18 protein-coding genes and 1 pseudogene are annotated in these 19,731 nt (G+C 48.7%); 9 read left to right on the plus strand and 10 right to left on the minus strand.

Annotated elements, in window-relative coordinates:
• Positions 1-88 precede the first annotated feature (88 nt).
• Both BRW83_RS07445 and BRW83_RS07450 read left to right on the plus strand, forming a co-directional pair.
• On the plus strand, positions 89-3,364 hold the full coding sequence (locus BRW83_RS07445; RefSeq protein ID WP_036602810.1) for a response regulator: 3,276 nt from the start codon (positions 89-91) through the stop codon (positions 3,362-3,364).
• Positions 3,365-3,937: 573 nt separating this feature from the next.
• Positions 3,938-4,225 (plus strand): hypothetical protein, encoded by a 288-nt coding sequence (locus BRW83_RS07450; RefSeq protein ID WP_036602808.1) that lies wholly within the window; start codon positions 3,938-3,940, stop codon positions 4,223-4,225.
• A 148-nt stretch (positions 4,226-4,373) separates the two neighbouring features.
• On the opposite strand, the gene BRW83_RS11725 is transcribed toward BRW83_RS07450, so the two are convergent.
• From BRW83_RS11725 to BRW83_RS07470, 5 genes are all read right to left on the minus strand, one after another.
• Positions 4,374-4,550 carry a hypothetical protein gene (locus tag BRW83_RS11725; protein WP_005880404.1) on the minus strand — a complete coding sequence of 59 codons (177 nt, stop codon included), beginning with the start codon at positions 4,548-4,550 and terminating at the stop codon, positions 4,374-4,376.
• A gap of 301 nt (positions 4,551-4,851) precedes the next feature.
• A complete protein-coding gene (locus tag BRW83_RS07455; protein WP_005880402.1) occupies positions 4,852-5,718 on the minus strand; it encodes an AraC family transcriptional regulator in 867 nt (288 codons plus the stop codon).
• A gap of 177 nt (positions 5,719-5,895) precedes the next feature.
• Positions 5,896-6,537 carry a bactofilin family protein gene (locus tag BRW83_RS07460; protein WP_005880399.1) on the minus strand — a complete coding sequence of 214 codons (642 nt, stop codon included), beginning with the start codon at positions 6,535-6,537 and terminating at the stop codon, positions 5,896-5,898.
• 2 nt (positions 6,538-6,539) lie between these two features.
• Positions 6,540-7,433 (minus strand): polysaccharide deacetylase family protein, encoded by an 894-nt coding sequence (locus tag BRW83_RS07465; protein ID WP_005880397.1) that lies wholly within the window; start codon positions 7,431-7,433, stop codon positions 6,540-6,542.
• A gap of 78 nt (positions 7,434-7,511) precedes the next feature.
• Complete coding sequence (locus BRW83_RS07470; protein ID WP_005880395.1) at positions 7,512-7,712, minus strand: DNA-binding protein; 201 nt, start codon at positions 7,710-7,712, stop codon at positions 7,512-7,514.
• 92 nt (positions 7,713-7,804) lie between these two features.
• Here BRW83_RS07470 and BRW83_RS07475 point away from each other — a divergent pair, with 92 nt between their 5' ends.
• The 4 genes and pseudogenes from BRW83_RS07475 to BRW83_RS07490 form a co-directional block, all read left to right on the plus strand.
• Positions 7,805-8,221, plus strand: a complete 417-nt coding sequence (locus tag BRW83_RS07475; protein ID WP_005880393.1) for a helix-turn-helix domain-containing protein — start codon at positions 7,805-7,807, stop codon at positions 8,219-8,221.
• Positions 8,222-8,375: 154 nt separating this feature from the next.
• Positions 8,376-9,026, plus strand: a complete 651-nt coding sequence (gene ribB / locus BRW83_RS07480) for a 3,4-dihydroxy-2-butanone-4-phosphate synthase (protein WP_050757711.1) — start codon at positions 8,376-8,378, stop codon at positions 9,024-9,026.
• A gap of 109 nt (positions 9,027-9,135) precedes the next feature.
• The gene (locus BRW83_RS07485) at positions 9,136-9,378 is read left to right on the plus strand and encodes a hypothetical protein (protein ID WP_145814955.1); all 243 of its coding nucleotides are present in this window, start codon (positions 9,136-9,138) and stop codon (positions 9,376-9,378) included.
• A gap of 15 nt (positions 9,379-9,393) precedes the next feature.
• Positions 9,394-9,585 (plus strand): annotated as a pseudogene (locus tag BRW83_RS07490) (YbaK/EbsC family protein); the annotation flags it as partial.
• Between the two features lie 70 nt (positions 9,586-9,655).
• Here BRW83_RS07490 and BRW83_RS07495 read toward each other — a convergent pair.
• From BRW83_RS07495 to dusA, 3 genes are all read right to left on the minus strand, one after another.
• Positions 9,656-10,270, minus strand: coding sequence for a hypothetical protein (locus BRW83_RS07495; RefSeq protein WP_005880386.1), 615 nt, complete (start codon positions 10,268-10,270; stop codon positions 9,656-9,658).
• 250 nt (positions 10,271-10,520) lie between these two features.
• The gene (gene ftsH / locus BRW83_RS07500) at positions 10,521-12,473 is read right to left on the minus strand and encodes an ATP-dependent zinc metalloprotease FtsH (protein WP_005880384.1); all 1,953 of its coding nucleotides are present in this window, start codon (positions 12,471-12,473) and stop codon (positions 10,521-10,523) included.
• Positions 12,474-12,733: 260 nt separating this feature from the next.
• Entirely contained in the window at positions 12,734-13,726 is a 993-nt protein-coding gene (gene dusA, locus BRW83_RS07505; protein ID WP_005880382.1) for a tRNA dihydrouridine(20/20a) synthase DusA, read from the minus strand.
• A 201-nt stretch (positions 13,727-13,927) separates the two neighbouring features.
• Here dusA and BRW83_RS07510 point away from each other — a divergent pair, with 201 nt between their 5' ends.
• Complete coding sequence (locus BRW83_RS07510; protein ID WP_005880380.1) at positions 13,928-14,212, plus strand: hypothetical protein; 285 nt, start codon at positions 13,928-13,930, stop codon at positions 14,210-14,212.
• 33 nt (positions 14,213-14,245) lie between these two features.
• The gene (locus tag BRW83_RS07515; RefSeq protein WP_005880378.1) at positions 14,246-14,566 is read left to right on the plus strand and encodes a hypothetical protein; all 321 of its coding nucleotides are present in this window, start codon (positions 14,246-14,248) and stop codon (positions 14,564-14,566) included.
• A gap of 886 nt (positions 14,567-15,452) precedes the next feature.
• On the opposite strand, the gene BRW83_RS07525 is transcribed toward BRW83_RS07515, so the two are convergent.
• Complete coding sequence (locus BRW83_RS07525; RefSeq protein WP_232455506.1) at positions 15,453-17,414, minus strand: response regulator; 1,962 nt, start codon at positions 17,412-17,414, stop codon at positions 15,453-15,455.
• Complete coding sequence (locus BRW83_RS11990; protein ID WP_232455507.1) at positions 17,338-17,778, minus strand: hypothetical protein; 441 nt, start codon at positions 17,776-17,778, stop codon at positions 17,338-17,340. Before BRW83_RS11990 ends, BRW83_RS07525 begins: the two co-directional genes overlap by 77 nt.
• Before the next feature lie 480 nt (positions 17,779-18,258).
• Between BRW83_RS11990 and BRW83_RS07535 the strand changes: the two genes are divergently transcribed.
• Complete coding sequence (locus tag BRW83_RS07535; RefSeq protein WP_145814952.1) at positions 18,259-19,638, plus strand: sensor domain-containing diguanylate cyclase; 1,380 nt, start codon at positions 18,259-18,261, stop codon at positions 19,636-19,638.
• Positions 19,639-19,731 lie beyond the last annotated feature (93 nt).

A 19,731-nucleotide genomic window follows, 5' to 3' on the forward strand; every position in this document is an offset into this window, starting at 1 on the left:
ATTCCACACGATGCCTGTATAATTTTAATGGTTGCCTTCAGGCAACTGCATACCCATTTGCGGGTCAACGTGAAAGAAACCGCCTTATATGTATCTGGATGAAGAACAGGAAGTCGAGAATCTGGCATCGTCGGTGCTTCGCCGTTATTTTACTGACAATGACGTCGATTATCTCGTTTCGCTTTTCACGCCGGATATCGTCTGGCTGGGCGCGGGCAAGGAACAGAAAGCGGAAGGGTTCGACGCTGTTTCCCGGCATTTCCGGAACGAGAAAAACGTTCTCATGCATTGTCGAATGTGGGACGAAAGTTACGTTACCCGGAAACTGGCAGACGACTGCTATCTGTGCGAGGTAACGAGTGAGCTGGAATCGGTCGATCCGGGCGTTTTGTTCCGTATCCGCCAACGCGTTTCCTTCATTTTCAAACGGATCGACGGTGCCCTGAAGATCGCTCACATTCACCATTCCGCCGCTTACGACCCTATCCAGCCGGATGAGTTGTTCCCGATTGAGGCGGCCAGAAGCAGTTATGAAGAACTGACGCGCCTTTTGACGGAAAAAGAACAGCAGATCGAGCTGATGCTGCATCAGATTCCCGGCGGGACGATGATCTGCCATCATGACGAACGCTACAGGTTCAAATGGGTCAGCGAAAATTTTTACCGGATGATGGGATTCGATTCCGAGTCGGAACTATATGAAGCGACGGATGGCGCTTACGCTTCTCTGGTTCACCCGGACGATCTCGACAAACTGGTTGAAGAAGTCCACCAGAGCAAGATCGCCAATGTCGCGTCCCATTTCGAATACCGGATGATCAAAAAGAATGGCGACATCATCTGGGTTCACGATGTCGGCCGCTGTTTTACTGATCTGGATGGCGATAACGTCACCAGCTGTTTCGTCTCCGACATTACCCGCCGCATTGAACGGGACGCACAGGAAAAGGATACCCGGCTTGAAATTTCCCGGAAGACGGATTTTCTCTCCCAGCTCTACGATACGATTCCCTGCGGGATTGTCCAGATGTCGATCGATTCGGGCCACCGCATTATCAATGCCAACCGGGGGGCCTGGGAAATCTTCGGTTATACGCGCGACGAGTATTTGCAGGAAAAAAACGATCCTTTTCTTCATGTCCTCGACCGGGACAAATTCTGGATTCACAAGAGGGTCGACCATCTGGCCGTAAACGGTGGTTCCATCACGTATGAGCGGGAAGCTGTCAAAAAAGACGGTTCCACCGGCTGGATCAGTGTGACGATTGAACGGCTGTTCAACTTCGACGGGATCGAAGTCCTTCAGGCCGTCTATTCGGATATCAGCGAAGTCAAGAAATTGCAGAAAGAACAGGAGCAGGAACGCGCCATTGAAAACCGTTCCCTGCGTGCCGCCATTTATACGGCTTACCAGCTGATTATCCGCGTCAATCTGACACAGGACACATATGAAGCCCTCTCTGAACGCGATTATGTCGTGAATTATGAGCCGTACGGTTATTTCAATGAATTGATGGAAGAGGTGGAGAACGGTCTCCATCCGGACTATCGGGATGCCTATATCGGTACTTTCACCCGGCAACGTATGATCGAGCGTTTCGACAAGGGCGAAAAAGAAATTTACATGGAATATCAGCGGATGGGGGCAGACGGCATCTACCACTGGGTTTCCCTGACCGGTATTCGTATCGATAACCCCTACAACGACGATACGCTTTGTATTTTGCTGACCAAAGTGCTGGACGAGCAGCGCGCGGAACAGGCTGTTCAGGAACAGGTCTTAAAGAACGCGCTTTCTGCGGCACGAATGGCCAATCAGGCAAAATCCGATTTCCTGTCCCGCATGAGCCACGATATCCGTACACCCTTGAACGCGATTATCGGCATGAGTACGATCAGCCAGCTCAAAATGAAAGAGCCGGAGGTTCTCGCCGATTGCCTGTCGAAAATCGATGTATCGTCCCGTTACCTGCTTTCCCTGATCAACGACATTCTCGATATGTCGCGTATTGAAAGCGGAAAAATGGCTCTCTCCAGCGAACGCTTCGATTTCGTCGAACTGATCGGCAGTATCAATACCATTGTTTACCCGCAGGCTGTTGCCGGCAAGCTGGCTTACCAGATTCACCAGCATGAGTCGCTGGACCGGTATTATGAAGGCGATACCTTGCGGATCAACCAGATTCTGATGAACCTGCTGTCCAATGCAGTCAAATTTACGCCTGAAGGCGGCAAAATCGACGTTCATATCAGTGAATCGAGACGCAGCAACGGTTTTGCCTACATTGAATTCAGGGTCAGCGATACCGGTATCGGGATGTCCTCTGACTTCATGAAACGTCTTTACCTGCCATTCGAACAGGAAACGGACGATATGGCCCGCAACAAGGTCGGCAGCGGTCTGGGACTTTCCATTGTGTACAGCCTTGTCCAGATCATGGGCGGAACGATCGACGCGAAAAGCGAAAAAAACAGGGGAACGACGTTTACGGTCGTCATTCCCCTGAGACTGGCCGCGCCGGATGGGGACGGGGACACGGAAATTGCAGGCAAGGCAAAGGAATTGCTGCTGGACAAACACATCCTGATCGTGGATACCGAAACCAGTATTGGCGAACAGGCCGCTGCCATTCTGGAGAGAATCGGCGCGAAAACGACTTGTGTCTTTTCAGGAAGTGACGCGGTTGATGTGGTCAAAATGGCTATGGAACAAGGCACTCCGTTCGATATTGCCTTGATCGATTGGAAAATGAAGGACATGAACGGCAGTGAGCTGACACGCCGCATCCGCCAGTTCGCCCCGCCTGAAAAAACGGTCATTGTCGTGACGGCATATGACTGGAGCATTTTCGAGCTGGATGCCCGCGCTGCCGGGGTCAATTATTTCATGGCAAAACCCTTTTTCACCTCTTCTTTCTGCGAAACCCTGTTGCAACTGGAACGCGACCACCGGCTGGGCAACAGGAAGCATCATGAACAAACCTATCTCGGCCGACGCTTTTTGCTGGTGGAAGACAATGAACTGAATATGGAAATTTCCAAAGCACTGATGGAAATTAACGGGATGGAAGTCGAGACGGCAGAAAACGGAAAAGTCGCGGTTGAAAAATTCCAGTCCTTCCCTTCCGGTCATTTCGCCGCCATTTTGATGGATATCCGCATGCCTGTTTTGAACGGGCTGGACGCCACCCGGCAAATCCGCACCCTTCCCCGCGAAGACGCGAAAACCATCCCTGTCATCGCCATGTCTGCCAATGCATTCGACGAAGACAAGAAACGGGCGTTTGACGCCGGCATCAACGATTATCTGGTAAAACCGATCGATATTGCCAAACTGCTCTCGACACTGGAGAAATGGGTTTGATATAGCTGCAAAGAGTCGATTCAAAACGTTCTTTCCATAAAACCCGATCCCGGTTCAGGCAGGGTTATTTGCTTTCCTGAACCATTTGAAGTGTTCCCGTCTTTTTGAAAGCGATCCTGTCTTGTTTCTTTACATGCGTTCTTCGATAGATCAACAGTCCCGGCCAGTCAGGGATATTCACTTCTTGCCGATCCTGTCTCCTGCAAAAACGCAACGCTCAACAGTGTCACTGGAAAATCAGACACCCGGGCCCTTTCAGGTTGACCTGTATGCCCTCTTTGCAGTTTGCATGCATGACGGGGCAGCGGCCGGTTCCCATTGTTCTCTTCCTCCCAATTTCGAAGCACGTATAAAAACACACTCAATATGGTGGAAATCCCGCTATTGCCTGAAGACTTTCGCCCCGTTCACCTACAGCAGGCACATGAACACTCCACAATAACGTTCAGAAGGTGCACTGTACCTTCACCTGTCCGGTTTTGGCAACACCACCTGGCCAGCCCGGCCAATATGGCCTTTTCAGTGGTTATCAGAGTAAACTTGATATTTTGAGAAATCTTCAGGACAGTTATCATGAAAAAAATATCAATTGCCGCTCTTTTCCTGCTTATATCCTCTATTGCCTTTTCCGCCAATTTGACAAATCAGGACATCCAGTCGCTCATATCCGTGGAAAACACGTTGAACAGCATGTGCCGGGGTGGCCGGGGCGACGATCCCGATACGGGAAGGGCATGCGATGCCAGAAACAAAACACTCAAAGTCATCAACCGCCTTGGCTGGTGCTACGGAAAAAAGAATCAGGCCGCATACCAGATGAAATGGCATCCATGCACCGTCAATTCCAGTTACGCCCGATAAACTCCGATCAACCGGAAATCTGCCTGGGCAGATTCTGGCGAAGCGATCCATAAAATGCCGGGACAATCCGGGATTCTTCAGTAATTGAGTCTTTAACGATAAGCTGCCCACCGGTCACCCGTCTTTTCCGCCCATCCGGCATCTGGTTTCAAGGATCGCTTAAGTAAAGGAGCAAGATATTAATGCCCGTGTCGGGAAGAACCCCATAATTTTCAATCCACGCACCCGCGAGGGGTGCGACTGCCTCTTCTGAAAGCCTGATAAACAGGGCTTTTGGCGGAATGTTTTCGAGCATATCTTTTTTTTCGTCTAAATCCACTGCCATTTTTGCCTGATTTCATTTTTTTCAATATTTTCAGTTATCTGGATGTGCGAGCTTCTCTCAAGGGAAGTTCTGTCTGCTTCAGGTCCTCGTTTTCTATCTTGCCTACGCTTCCTGTTTTATTTTCCTCTGTTTTTTCCTTTTTTTAAATGATCCGTGGCCCTTCGTGAATAACGGCTTCCCTACAATGAACGCTGAATCTGCTGTTTAAACACAATTCAACAAAGCTCTGCCTGAAAGTCATTTGTTTCCACGGGAAAATGTTTCCTTTCACCCACAATTTCCCCTTCAGAAACAGGTTTTCTCAAGCTGTTTTGAGTGTCAGGGATTGTTTGTATTCCGACGGGGTCTGCCCTGTCATCTGTCTGAACTGGCGATTGAAGTGGGACAGGTTGGCATAGCCGGATTCCCATGCGAGACGGGAGACTGGCCATCCGGTGTCGATCAAAAGACGGCAGGCATTGTCGATGCGGATGCGGGCAAGATAGTGAAAGACGGTTTGTCCGGTTTCCCGTTTGAAGAGGCGACACATGGCATTGGCGTTCATGCCGGTTTTTCCGGCAATGTCGTTCAATGAGAGGTTTTCGCGGAAAGCTTCTTTCAGGTAGACCTGTATCCGGGTAACGGCGTCGGCAAAGTTTTCCTTTTCGATCGAAACCGGCAAGGGGGAAACCAGCCTTGTCCGGCTGGAGCACGACAGTTTGTCGAGGATGGAGAGCAAAACCTGAACCCGTGCGATTCCAGTCGTTTTCCTGATTTTCTTCATGTCGGCATGAATGCGTCTGTTTTCATCCGGATCGGTAAAACGGATGCCACTCATGCTTTTTTTCAGGAGGGTATGGATCGGGCGATATTCCTCGACAACTTCCATATTTTCAGGAAACAGGCTGGCGGGAAAATAGAGGACTTCACAGCTGCTTTCCGTTTTGACGGAAGGATCGCTCATGGAGTCGCAAATGTGGACATGGGGAACGCCCTTTCCGATCAGGGTCAAATCCCATTGCGCAAATTTCCCGACGGCATGCCCGATATATTCCCTTCCCGTTCCGGATGTCATCAGGATGAGCTCGTACTCATCGTGATAATGGAGGGGATATTGAAGATGGGAAAATGTCACGATCGAAAAGGATCGGTCGATATCGTGAATGATTTTCCGCCGCAGGATTTTCATGAGTCAGGGATGCATACCGGGTTCGATTCGATGATTCAATGATACATCAGCAAGTATGCACAGACACGGAAAAAGGGAGCACAGGATAGCAGCGGGCAAAATCTTTTCCGGCCATCATGCAGGAAAACGGTGCTGCGCCTGTCATCCGGGACAGGCGCCGGGGTATTTTCCCTGTCCTTACTGGCTGACGACAACGCCTTTGATGACAGCGCCTTCTTCGATACTGATCCGGATGGTATTGATATTCCCGCTGGAGTTCGCTTTTTCCCCGAACCGGGCGATTTTGGAAATATCCATGTCGCATTCGGTTTTTCCGTTGGAAAGGATTTTTTCGGCCACCATTTTCCCGTCAGTCACCACCGAATTGTCATCGAGTTCGATTGTTTCTTCGGCAATGATGCTTCCCTTGACACGTGCCGCATTCAATATCACGTTTTTGCCGCTCATGTTCCCGGTGACTTTTCCGAATACGACAATCGTCCCCCCGGCCTGTACGTCTCCTGTGATTTCCCCGTAAATTTCGACGTCACCCTCGATTTTGCAATTGCCGGTTATGTCGACCTGCTCGCCAATGACTGTTGTTCGTGGCGGAACAAGCCTGGCAGGGGGAACGATTTCCGGTTCATTGTATTCCCTGAAATTGAATGCCGGTTTTTCGTCGGTGTTCCTGACAGTTGTTTCCGGCGAGGAATAAACCGCCGTTCCATTTCCTGCCGGCTTGACGGAGGTATTTTTTTTGTCGTTCAGGCTGAAATTGCTGATGAATTCTTCCCATGCGATTCGGGCATTCGATTTTTTGTCCTGTATTTTAGTATTCATGTTTAACTCCGGTAACCGAAAGTGATTGGATAGGTACTGTTTTGCAAACTGCCAAAGGAATATCCCTTGCTGCGGTAATGTTCGATGATTTTCGGCAGGGCTTTTACCGTCTCGGCCTTGGTGGCACTGTCATGCATCAAGATGACAACCCGGCTGTCGCCGGACGAACGGGTGACGACGTTGGCAAACAGGGCCTCTGCCCTCTGGGGTGAGAGGGATATGTCGCCGACGGATACGTTCCAGTCGAAATAGACGTAGCCGCGACGGGTCATTTCCGCAATGAGCTCCTGATAAAGAGACGCGTTATAGATGTTGATCGATCCTCCGGGAAAACGGAAAATCGCGGTCTGCTGACCGGTGATGTCGCTTATTCTCTGGTGAACGGCGGCAAAATCGTCGAGCCATGCCTCGACGGATGCATATATCTTCCGGTAACGGTGCGTGTCGGAATGCATCCCGAGACTGTGCCCCTCTCTCAACATTCGCCTGATCATTTCCTGCCCTGCGGCAGTTTTCAGGTTTTGTCCGACGACAAAGAAGGTTCCCTTCACCTGATAGCGCTTCAATACGTCGAGTACCTGTCCGGTGACAGGTGACGGCCCATCGTCAAACGTCAGATAGACGGTATTTTCCGAAATAGTTTCCTTTTCGGAAGGCAAAACATATAACTCCGGGTATTTTTTCCGGTAAGAAACCGGATTTTTTGACATGCGCGACAATTCGGACCCGCTTTCGGTCATCCTGTCGGAGACCGGGTCCGGCAACGGTTTTGTTGCGGCAGCCGTGACCTGCCAAAAGTAAAAAGCCGCGGCAAGGGGTAGAATGATAATGGATACAAGACAGCTTGTATAAAAATGTTTATAGAAACGAACACTTCTCCAGTATTTTTCAGCCATGACACTCCCGTTTTCGATTCAGGAATGGCAGGGAGGAGGCGGTCATATTCAATGGCCGTTTTTCGGGTAATACGTTGATCATTGAGTTTGCAAAGGTTCGTTCGATTCCGGTTTCATGCCCAGTTCGACCGCGACTTTGTGTGAAAGGCCAAAATTGCCTTTGATCGTTCCACAAATGACGCGTGAGACAAGGTAATACGGATAGCCTCTGGCATCGGCCCACTCTTTAAGAGTGATCCCCTGTTCTCTCAATTTACGTTTGGCTTCTTCACCTGTCATGGCTATATTTGAGTAATATTGAACTATAAATCTACTGATGAGCTTATTTTGAGTAATTCTTTACACATTGTCAATTATCTGGGCAAATATTTATGCATTCAATTGGTGAAAGACTGAAAGAAGAAAGAAAACGTCTGGGTTTGTCGCAAATGGAGTTATGCGAATTGACTGGTATCACTCGCAAGACTTTGTTCAGCTACGAAACAGGTGAACGATCGCCCAATGTCCTTTTCCTGTCGGCTTTGTTCGACCATGATTTCGATGTCGATTACATTCTGAAAGGGGAACTGGACAGGTTGAGGCCTTCTCTGCTGAAGAAGATCCAGGACGCGGCAGAATCGGCTTTCCAGATGGTCAATTCAACGGATATTGCGGTAACGCCCGCCCAGTTCGCACAGATGCTGACTTCCCTGCTCGCTACGGCTGAAACGGATAAAAATGAGCAGGAAAATGCGGTACAGACTGATCATTTTGAAAAAGCCCTTCAAAAAAAACCGGGTGAAATGTAGTGCATTTACATTTCATTATGGTCAGCAGGGAGGCATCGCCTTTTTTCCGGCGGATCAGTCTGAAAAATAGTATTACAGGAAGCTAATATGGTATCAGCCCGTATCCTGTTGAAAGCGTATATTCCTGACGTGTTCACGTACAGGGAGACGATTTGTGCAAACCGGTTTCATTAATGCCCCATCGGGTTTTTCCAGCCGTATCAGTCGGGCTATCCATGCACTCGGAAACGGACGCGGTGTTTTGTTGATGGATGACGAAAACCGCGAAAACGAAGGCGATTTGATTTTTGCAGCCGAAAAGATGACGGTGCCGCAAATGGCGCTGATGATCCGGGAATGCAGCGGGATCGTGTGCCTGTGTATGCCGGGCAAAATGGCGGCAAGGCTCGATTTGCCGCTCATGGTCGAAAACAATACGAGCCGGTTCGGGACGGCTTTCACGGTTTCGATTGAAGCGGCAACTGGTGTGACGACGGGTGTTTCAGCTGCCGACCGGATTCGCACAATCAGGACGGCAATTTCACCCGCTGCAAAACCGGATGATCTGAATCATCCCGGTCACATTTTTCCGCTCATTGCCAGGGAAAACGGCGTTTTCGAGAGAGGCGGCCATACGGAAGGCAGTGTCGATCTGATGAAGCTGGCAAAACTTTCTCCTTTTGCCGTTTTATGCGAGCTGACGAATCCTGATGGATCGATGGCACGTATGCCTGAGATTCGTGTTTTTTCGGAAAAGCACGGTTTTCCGATTGTGACGATTGCCGATATCAAGGCATACCGAAATACACTTGTTATGGCAGCGTGATGTATTATCATTCCGTGCATGCCGTCATGAAAAAACCGTCATGTTCCGACAAGCTGGCTTTGGAGTTGATCTGGCGTGACAAGGCTCGGGTAGATTTCCGGAGGGTAAGATGTTGACTATGGATGAACTGATGGCGATGCTCTCCGGGGTCGGGGCAGATTTTCAGTTTATCGAACAGGATTCTCCGATATTGTTTACTTCCGACGCAAAAAAAATATTTCAATATTACAAGGCAACCCCGACATTTATTCTGGAAAATGAAAATGGCCTTATGGCGTGTATTGTTTCCTCGAGGCACGGACGGCTGGATCGGGAGAATATGAAAAAGCGGTTCGGCTATTTGAGTTTGTAAACGGCCTCCCGGGAAAAAATCGTGAAGCAAACGGGCTATAAAACCGGAGCGCTTCCCCTGATCGGGCATGGGCTTCCCTGCATTTTCGACGAAAAATTGCTTGAGTTCGACTCTATATTCGGTGGAACCGGCAATGAATGGGTAACACTCAAGATTTCATCAAAGGATGTCCGGCGTCTGAATCATATCGTTGCCAGCCTCTTCTGAATTCCCGACTGACAGACAGTAAAAAGCCCGATCCTGGAATATCGGGCTTTTTTTGTTTTCTTTTTATTTCTTATCCCAGATGGGTTCTTCTCTTTTTGCGGGGTCTTTTTTGCGCTGTCCAGAATTTTTCTTTTTTTACGTCCAGTGGCAATTCGAATGAATCGCTTGCCTGTTCCAGAAAGAGGACATTTTTATACTCGATGACCGAAAGTCCCTCGGGGCTGGCGACTTTCAGGGGAACGGGATGGCCCGGTACACGCCATTCATCATATTCGACATGCCTGCCGAATGATTCAAGGGCAACCCGGTATTTGCTGACGATTTTGCCGTTTATGATGTCATCACCGATAAAACGGCGTTTGACCTGTGCGTCATTATAGTTATCGCCGATGATGCCGGTCGTGGCAGCGATATCGAATTTCATGGCAAGTTCGTTGTAGATCTTGTTTTTCCCGATGAGCCAGTAGGTATTGGTATCCTCGCGCATGATGATGGTCTGGCTGTTGCCCTTGCTGTCGCCGATATCCATACGGACCTTGTTGGGATAATAGCGGAACCGGCCGGAGTAGCGTTCACCGTTGAAGGTGAAATCGATTTCGGATTCGAAGCTCATGGCCCATGAAAAGACGGAAAACATCGAAAGCGAGATCACAGCAGCTATCCTGACCAGGATCTTTTTCAACATGCCATCGTCCCTTCCCTTTTCCGGTTAAGTCAATTTTCATGAACTTTTTCATTTTAACATTGCACGGAAGAAATGGAAGGATATTCTGGTCCGTATTTCATTGGAAAAACGGATTGGCAAATTGTTCTTTAAAAAGCGCTTTTTGCCTCAGGAAAAAGAAAAAGGGAATGTATCAGCTTCCCTTTTTCTTTATTGGCTAATGGCTTGAACAGACCTCGAGCCGTATTTTCCCGGCAGGAAGATGACTTGGTTATTCTGCCTGCTCCTGATTGTCACCGGATTGCCGTGTTCCGGCTCGACCCTTGTCATTAGTGTCGCTCTCTGGAGTTTTCGGTTCCTGTTCGGCATCCGGATCATAAGCGAGCAGCCGGAACTGTTTGCCTTCGAAAATGGCGATGACTTCGTCTTCGGTGAGCGTTTCCTGATCCAGCAGCGCTTTGGCTCCGGTTTGAAGGGCATCGTATTTTTCTTTGAGGACAGCAGTCGCCTTTTCAAACGCTTCACGGATGATCTCGCGCACTTCGTCGTCGATGTCGCGTGCCGTTTCATCCGAATAGTTCCGGTTTTCCTGCTGGATTTCTCCGGCTTGTGCCAGAAAGACGTTTCGGGTCGTTTCATAGGCAATCTGGCCGAGCTTGCGGCTCATGCCGTATCGCGTCACCATGCTGCGGGCGATTTCGGTGGCTCTTACCAGATCGTCGGACGCACCGGTGGTCACTTCCCTGAAATGAAGGGCTTCGGCTGCCCTGCCCCCAAGGAGGACGGCCATTTTGTTTTCCAGCTCCGGCTGCGTCATCAGGTAACGGTCTTCCGTCGGCCGGTTGATGGTGTAGCCAAGAGAACCGATGCCGCGCGGGATGATCGACACTTTATGGACGGTTTCCGACCCCGGCAAGGCCAGTGAGACAAGAGCGTGTCCCATTTCATGGTAAGCGACGATTTCGCGTTCTTTCGGGTTGATGAGCCGGTTTTTCTTTTCCAGACCGGCAATCATGCGCTCGATGGCGCCGGTAAAGTCTTCGAGCATGACGGCATCGTGCTTGCGGCGCGTGGCCAGAATGGCGGCTTCGTTGACCAGATTGGCCAGGTCGGCTCCGGAAAAACCGGGTGTCAGGGCCGCGATCTGGTCGACGTTGATATCCTCGCCCAATTTGATCTTTTTGAGATGAACGCGCAGGATCTGGATACGGCCTGACTTGTCCGGACGGTCAACGAGTATCTGCCGGTCGAAGCGCCCTGCCCGCAGTAAGGCCGGGTCGAGGATTTCAGGCCGGTTGGTCGCCCCCAGCAGGACGAGGCCGGATGTCGAATCGAATCCGTCGAGTTCGGCCAGCAACTGGTTCAAGGTCTGTTCCTTTTCGTCATGGCCGCCGATGCCGTAGGCACCACGAGCCTTGCCGAGCGCGTCGATTTCATCGATGAAGATGATGGCTGGCGCCTGTTTTCGGGCCTGCTCGAACAGGTCGCGCACACGGGCTGCTCCGACTCCGACGAACATTTCGACGAATTCGGAACCGTTGATGGAAAAGAACGGCACGCCCGCTTCACCGGCGACGGCACGTGCAAGCAAAGTCTTACCGGTACCCGGGGGCCCGACGAGCAGGATGCCGTGCGGGATGCGTCCGCCGAGACGGCCATAGGTTTTCGGGTTTTTCAAAAAGCCGACGACTTCCTGAAGTTCTTCCTTGGCTTCATCGACTCCGGCTACGTCGTCGAAGGTGACCTTGATATCTTTTTCAACGTAGATTTTGGCACGGCTCTTGCCGATGGACATGAACCCGCCACTGCCGCCGCCCATGCCTGCCTGATTGGCCATACGGCGCATCAAGAACATCCATATCCCGAAGAAGATGGCGGTCGGGATGATCCAGCCGAGGATATCTTTCAAAAAGGTGCTTTCGATGATGCCTGTGAACTGGACGTCGTGTTTGGCGAGTTGTTCGGCCAGTGTGTTATCCACACGGGTGGTCGAGAAGTCCTTTTTTCCGTTTAAAGGTTCTTTCAGGACGCCTTTGATCTGGTCGCCGACGATATCGACTTTTTTGACGTTTCCGGCATCGAGCTGCTGAAGGAAAGTACTGTAAGGCAGTGGCTCGACGGTATTGTAGTCTGCCCAGAATCCCCGGGCTAAAAGGACACCGATAATGGCAAAAGCGATGTACCAGATGAACCATTGGCTTCGTTGGGTGCTGTTGTCGTTCATGTTTCTCCCACCAATCTATATGAATCGCATTGAACGGTTTGCCAGTGAATATGGCAGCGATGGTTCAAGGATAAGGTCGAACGGTTTTGCCTGCTTGATCCGCGACAATGAATGCGGGAGAAGAACGGGTCCAGTCAAGTCGGGCCACCGGGCCTGTCAATCTTTTGGCAGACTTGTCAGTCTTAATGTTATCAAAGTCTGGCGGACTGTGCAGGGATGCTGCACGTTATCCCGGAAGAAAACGGTTTCTGCCAGAACAATCAGAAACGGACTGCTGCAAGGGCTTCAAGCAAGACGGCCGGATTGCCGCTGGCGAGTTTCGTGGGATCGGACAGTATTTGCCTGAAACGCCGTGCGCCGGGCAAACCGGTCATGAGTCCCAGCATGTGGCGGGTTATGCCGTGCATTTTCAGGCCCTTGCTGCCGTAAAGTGACAGCTGTTTTTCAATGTAGGGCATCATGGCTTTGACCACATCTGCCGGTGTCGTCGCTGTGGTCGGATCATCATAAAAACGGGCGTCGAATTCCGCCATGCGGTACGGGTAATGGTAAGCCGCCCGGCCGATCATGACACCATCGACGTGTTTGATGTGTTCCCCGACTTCGTCTGCCGTTTCGATGCCGCCGTTTAAGAGAATTTCCAGTTCGGGAAAGTCTTTTTTCAGCTGGTAGACGACTTCGTAGCGCAATGGCGGAATTTCCCGGTTTTCCCTGGGGGACAGGCCTTTCAGGATGGCGTTTCGGGCATGGACGATGAAAGTTTTGCACCCGGCTTCGGCTACTTCACCGATGAAGTCACGGACAAAGTCGTAGGATTCATTTTTGTCGATGCCGATCCGGTGCTTGACGGTCACGTCGATGGAAACAGCGTCCTGCATGGCCTTGACACAGTTGGCAACGAGCGTCGATTCCGACATGAGGCAGGCGCCGAAAGCGCCCTTCTGTACCCGCTCGGACGGACAGCCGCAATTGAGGTTGATTTCATCGTAGCCCCATTTTTCGCCGAGTCTGGCGCATTGGGCCAGATCGCCCGGTTCGCTGCCCCCCAGTTGGAGGGCAATCGGATGTTCTTCTTCGGAAAAGTCAAGATGCCGGGCGACGTCACCGAAAAGCAAGGCTCCGGTCGTGACCATTTCCGTGTATAGCCAGGTATGGCGACTGATCAGCCGGTGGAAATAACGGCAGTGCCGGTCTGTCCAGTCTAACATCGGGGCAACGGAGATGGTTCTTTTTTTATAATCCATTAATTGCATAAATAGTTTTCACGATTGCTGTGCCAATATAGGTTTTACGCGTGATTTTCACTTTTTATAATAAGTAGCCTCTGTACGCTAAATTCATTTTGAGATTGGAATTTTTTATTTTTACTGATTTATCTTTATTTTACAGTGTTATATGAGTTGACCTGACTCTAATGTCATGCCAAAATTGTATATACAATTTATTAAAATAATATGAAAAATCTTGTCATATCCCAAAAAATAGAAGAAAAACTTGCAAACAAGCATCATGTACGAACTGGCGAAGTTCGTCAGTGTTTTGAAAACAGGGAAGCAGGTTTTCTTGAGGATGATAGAGAAGATAACAGAACTGACCCTCCAACGAAATGGTTTTTATCTTATACAAATCTGGGAAGACAATTGAAAATAGTTTTTGTCTTCAAAAATGGAAAGGTTTTTTTGAAGACAGCTTATCCTCCGAATGATGAAGAGATTCGTATATACAATGAATTGGCTTGAAGGGGATATTTTAGAAAATGGAGGAAAGTACCCATGAGTACGAAAAAACAGATTAAAAGGTCCTGCGAAACCTGGGAAGACGGTCATTTGGGCAGGGATTTGAATCATGCCGTACGAGTTGGCAAGGAAGAAGAACATAAAATTGAAGACGCACTTGGTTTAAAAATGATCTCAATTCGACTTCCTGAAGATCTCATCCAGGCATATAAGGATATAGCTGAATTCCGTGGTATCTCAGGTTACCAGCCATTGATGAGAGATGCACTCAAACGCTTTGCTGAATCTGAAATGAAAATAATCATGAATGAACTGGCAGAAGAAAAAAGAAAAAAAACATCAGTCAAAGCTGCATAGAAAAGTCCAAATCACTCATCCCTGAAGCCGGAGAATTCCGGCTTTTTTTCGTTACGGAAGGAATCCGGGAAAATCCCCAAAATGACATATCTACTTATGCGAACTATAGCCATATCGGTCTGTCCAGTCTGACATCGGGGCAACGGAGATGGTTCTTTTTGGAAGTGTCATGTTTTTATGGCGAGTGTTAGACCGGCTTTATGACAGGCCTGAACGGGCATTTTGCAAAGTGCGAAGCTTAACAGATTTCCTGCAGGGTTTCATGTTTTTGACTTATACCCGAATCCTGTGGATAAGGTAGTGGAAAAATCGGTGGCAGACCTTTAATCATGCGCTATGGATGAGGTTTGACTCTTTTTTGGGCAAAACCGGTCGTTTCCCTCCGGAAACAACTTGATTTATCGCATATAGACGAGCTGTTTTACGTGTAAATTCAAGGGTCTTGTGCCTGCCCGGATTCATTCTGGATAACTTCTCGTCCGAATAAGCCTTTACTTGTACTTTTCCAGAAAAAACCGTCTGTTTTTCCAGCAGCAAATCAGTGTAATGGGACGGTACAATAGTCACATTATTTTAAAATGGGCTGCCGGTATGCTTTGTTTTTTCTATCATGTGTTCCATTTCTTTTTCAAACGCAACCCCTGCAAGGAACCGGAAATATCACCGGAAGAATTGAAGAAAATGCAGGAAGATGAAACCGACTGGAATTGCTGGTGTTGATAAACTTTCAATATTGGTAAAGACAGGTCAGTGAAAGCGCTTCGGTCAACGATGCGTTTTTTTTGTATCCGTTACCGGAAATGATGCCGGCCAAACGAGGCCATATGACTGTTTGCCTTCCGGATTTTCCGGCCGATATCGGTTGCACGGCATGAAATGTATTCAATCAGGATTGCGTTCGGATTTCCTGTGCGTTTTTCATGTCATCTGCTGGACGTTTTTCCCGCAATGTTTCATCCAGTATCCGATAAAGCAGACTGGAATCGATCGGCTTGGCGATGTGTCCGTTCATGCCGGACGCTCTGGCTGCGGCTACATCTTCGCTGAATGCATCGGCTGTCATGGCGAAAATCGGAATGGTTTTCGCATCGGGATGAGTGGCTGAGCGAATGGTGCGTGCCGCCTCGTATCCGTTCATCCGGGGCATTTGTATGTCCATCAAAACAAGATCGTAGTACCCTTCTCCGGATGCCATAAACATGTCTGCCGCTTCCTGTCCGTCATGAGCCCATTCGATAGCCGCTCCGGTCACGTTCAGCAGTTCAGTGGCAATTTCACCGTTCAGGTCATTGTCTTCAACCAGCAGGAAACGTTTTCCGGTAAAGTCACCGATAGACCCGGTTTGTCCATTTTCCGTCTGTTCGTTTGCCGGTTCATTATCGACGACGGAGACCAGGGTATTGTAAAGTGTCGAGGCAAACAGAGGTTTCGATATGAATGCATTGGCACCTGCCTCCAGTGCGGCTTTCCTGATGGCGCCGGGATCGTAGGCAGATATGATGATAATGAGCGTTTCCGGACCGACCCTCTCCCTTATTCGTCTTGTTATTTCCACCCCGTCAATGTCCGGCATTTGCCAGTCTACAAGGCAAACATCGTAATCATCACAGGCTTCGTGTGCGGTCAGAACCATTTTTACCGCTTCGAGTCCCGAATTGACCCATCGGGCGTTTATTCCCATCTTTTTCAGCAGAAGGCTGGCATATACACAACTATCGTGTTCATCGTCCACGACCAGAACCTTGAGCGTCTCCAGTTTCCTGTTTTTTGCCACTACCGCTTCTTTTTCGATTTCCACAGGCAACTCTACCGTAATTGTCGTGCCTTTTCCGGGACTGCTTTTTACGTGTATGGTACCGCCCAGCAAATTGACCAGATTTTTGGTGATGGCCATACCCAGACCGGTTCCTCCGTATTTTTTGGAAATGGTGCTGGGTGCCTGTTCGAAAGGTATAAAAAGACGGCTCAAAAATTCTTCGCTCATCCCTATTCCGGTATCGCTGATGGAAAAGCGCAATCGAACCTCATTGTTTTTAAGAATGAACTGTTTTACCTGAAGACGGACCGTCCCTCCTTTGAGTGTGAATTTGAGGGCATTGGACAGCAGATTCAACAGAATCTGGTTGATCCTCATCGAATCGCCGATAAAGGTATCGGCCGTAATATCGGCCAAAGCCGTTTCGAAAGCGAGCCCGTGTTCTTTGGCCTGCAACCAGACAATGGAAATCACGGATTCAAGAAACGGCTGCAATTTGAACGGTTCACGATTGATGGCGAGTTTGCCTTCCTCGATTTTGGACATGTCGAGCACATCATTGATGAGTGAGAGCAGATGCCTTGAAGAAAAAGCGATTTTGGCAAGGCAATCCTCGACTCGGGTACGATCGTCCAGATAATTTCCTGCAATTGTGGTCATGCCGATGATTCCATTCATCGGCGTCCGTATTTCATGGGACATACGGGAGAGAAACTCTTTTTTCGCATTATTGGCATTTTGGGCCAGAACCAGCGCATCTCTCAAATCCGCTTCCCTTTTCGACAAAGCGGTCAGTCTTTTGCGTTCCATGAGATTGAAATAAATCGTCAGGGTAATGATGGCGGCGCCAAGAAGAATGGAAACGACAATGGAAAATACTGCTGTCATCGCCGTCTTTTTTTCCAGATTCCGGACATTGGTGTCAGCCGTCTGGATGATTTTTACGAGTGCGTCATTGACCGCTTCGTAGCGGGGATAAACCTCCCTGTCGAGATAGTTCTCTATCCGGGTATTGTCAGGCGCATTCAGGCGGGTACGGATTCCGCGCAATGAAGGGGGGGGGGGGGGGGGGGGGGGGGGTAACAAGTTCAATGGCGCGATCCTGTGCCACAATGAGTTCATCCATTGCGGATTGCAGCGCATCGATATCTTTTTTCGGGCCAAGATAACGCTGGTAAAGAATATTGATGGCGTCATTCTGGAGGGCATATCTTTCCGCAAAAAGCTTTCTTGTTTTCGAAGCGTTTACGAAGTTTGTCGTCAGAAACGTTTTGACGAAACGTCTCATGTCCAGCAGGCGGGAACGGATGATTGCGGCAGTATTGGAGGTGGTATAGGGATGCTCGTAAATCTGGAGCGCGGATTCCCTCATCCGGTTCGCGGTCATGATATTCGCAAACGCAAACAGGATCGCAAACAGACAGACAATAATGACGCTGGCAGACATTGTTTTCATGAATCCGGACATTCCATTCGTCACAGGTTTTCCTTTCTTGTTTTTATTATAAAGAAAACTCATCCGTTTTTTTATATAAAAAATTTCCAGCGAGCATTTTTACAGTTTGAATCCCCTGCCCTGAACAGTCAATCAGCTATCAGTAAATAATCTTTTACCGGAAGTTTTATCCCTTGTTTTTGCTTTTATGAAAATTTCTACCCGGCAAGAAATATATAAAGGTCAACTCATTGAAAATCGTATTTTTTCCTTCATCAAACGCATTCTGTTTCAAATTCATTTCTGTTTATCCATCACTTTTACCTGTATTTCATGTGTTTTATTTATAAAACACTCAAATTTAAACACAAAAAGTTTCCCAAAAGATATAAATTAAACGATTTTAAAAGATTTTAAGGATATTTTATAAACATTTAAACGGTATGTTTTTTTATTTGCTGTACAATGAACCGCTTTGATTTAATCAATAAGCCATCTTCGATGTCAGGAAATAAACCATTCAAAAAAAATTACGAAAACGATGCGGATTTCATCCATAACATCCTTAATGAAATGGACGAGATCGTTTATGTGTGCGACCCGCTTTCGTACGAGCTGGTGTATCTGAACGATTTCGGAAAGAAAACGTTCGATGTCTCGTCTTATGCCGGAAAAAAATGTTTTGAAGTCCTGCACAAGCAGTCAGAGCCATGCCCTTTCTGCAAGAACGAGCATCTGACGATTAATGATTTTATTGTCTGGGAATTACCGGTTGAAAACGATCATCACTACCTGATCCGCGACAAACTGATCAGCTGGGACAACCGCCTTCTCAAAATGGGGATTGCCAACGATATCATTCACCAGGAACTGACCAGCCAGAATGTCCGCAAGAAATTGCAAAATGAACAGATTCTGCTGAAATGCGTCAATGTCCTTGCCAGAAAGGAAAAATTTTCGGACGCGGCCGATATCATTCTGGGCCATCTCGGTGAACATTACGAAGCGGACCGGGCTTATATTTATGAATACCACCTGGATGAAGATGGCAAGCTCAGAGCCAGCAATACGCATGAATGGTGCTCACGCGGGGCGGTACCGCTGAAGGAAGCTTTCCAGAATATACTGGTCGACCATTTCAGTTTATGGAAAAGCCAGTTTGAATTTAACAGCAATATTATTATCGAGTCGGTCGAGACGATAAAAGACGAACATCCAAACGATTACGCCATTCTCAAGCAGCTGAACATCGAATCCATCACGATTGTGCCTTTGCGTTTGGACGACAAAACCAGCGGTTTTATCGGCGTCGACAATCCCAAAGCCAACCTTAATGATTACTCTCTCTTGCATTCTCTGGCGTTCGTCGTGATGAATGAACAGAAAAAACGGGCGATGGAACGTCGGCTGCGGAAATTGAGTTTCACCGACAAATTGACGGGGCTCGGGAACCGGAACAATTATATGCAAACGCTCGAACAGCTTGAAAAAATCCCTCCTCCCAATCTCGGGGTCGTTTTCATCGACTTGAACGGCCTGAAAATGGTCAATGACCAGCTGGGGCATGATGCGGGCGACAAGTACATCAAAAATCTGGCTGATGTTTTCCGCAAGCATTTCCGGGAAGAGGACATTTACCGGATCGGCGGTGATGAGTTCGTTTTCCTGACCCAGCGCATTCAGGAACCGATTTTCAGAGAGAAAATCGAGACACTGAAGAAAGAGGCTCACAAACTCTATCCCGACTCCATTTCTGTCGGTTCTGTCTGGCGGGAAAATAACATCCGCCCGGCCCAGATGATCAGGAAAGCGGATTTCCTGATGTATGAAAACAAGAAGGAATACTATCTTCGAAGAGATGCAAAACAGGACGTTTCCTGAGCTGCAAGCCGTTATGGCGAGGCATTGCCTTTGCGTCAGGCTCAACAGGTCACCAGCAATGATGGCTTGGCCAATATTGTGTGAAGCTGTTTT

The sequence above is a fragment of the Oxalobacter formigenes genome (genome assembly GCF_002127965.1).
Lineage (GTDB): Bacteria > Pseudomonadota > Gammaproteobacteria > Burkholderiales > Burkholderiaceae_D > Oxalobacter > Oxalobacter formigenes.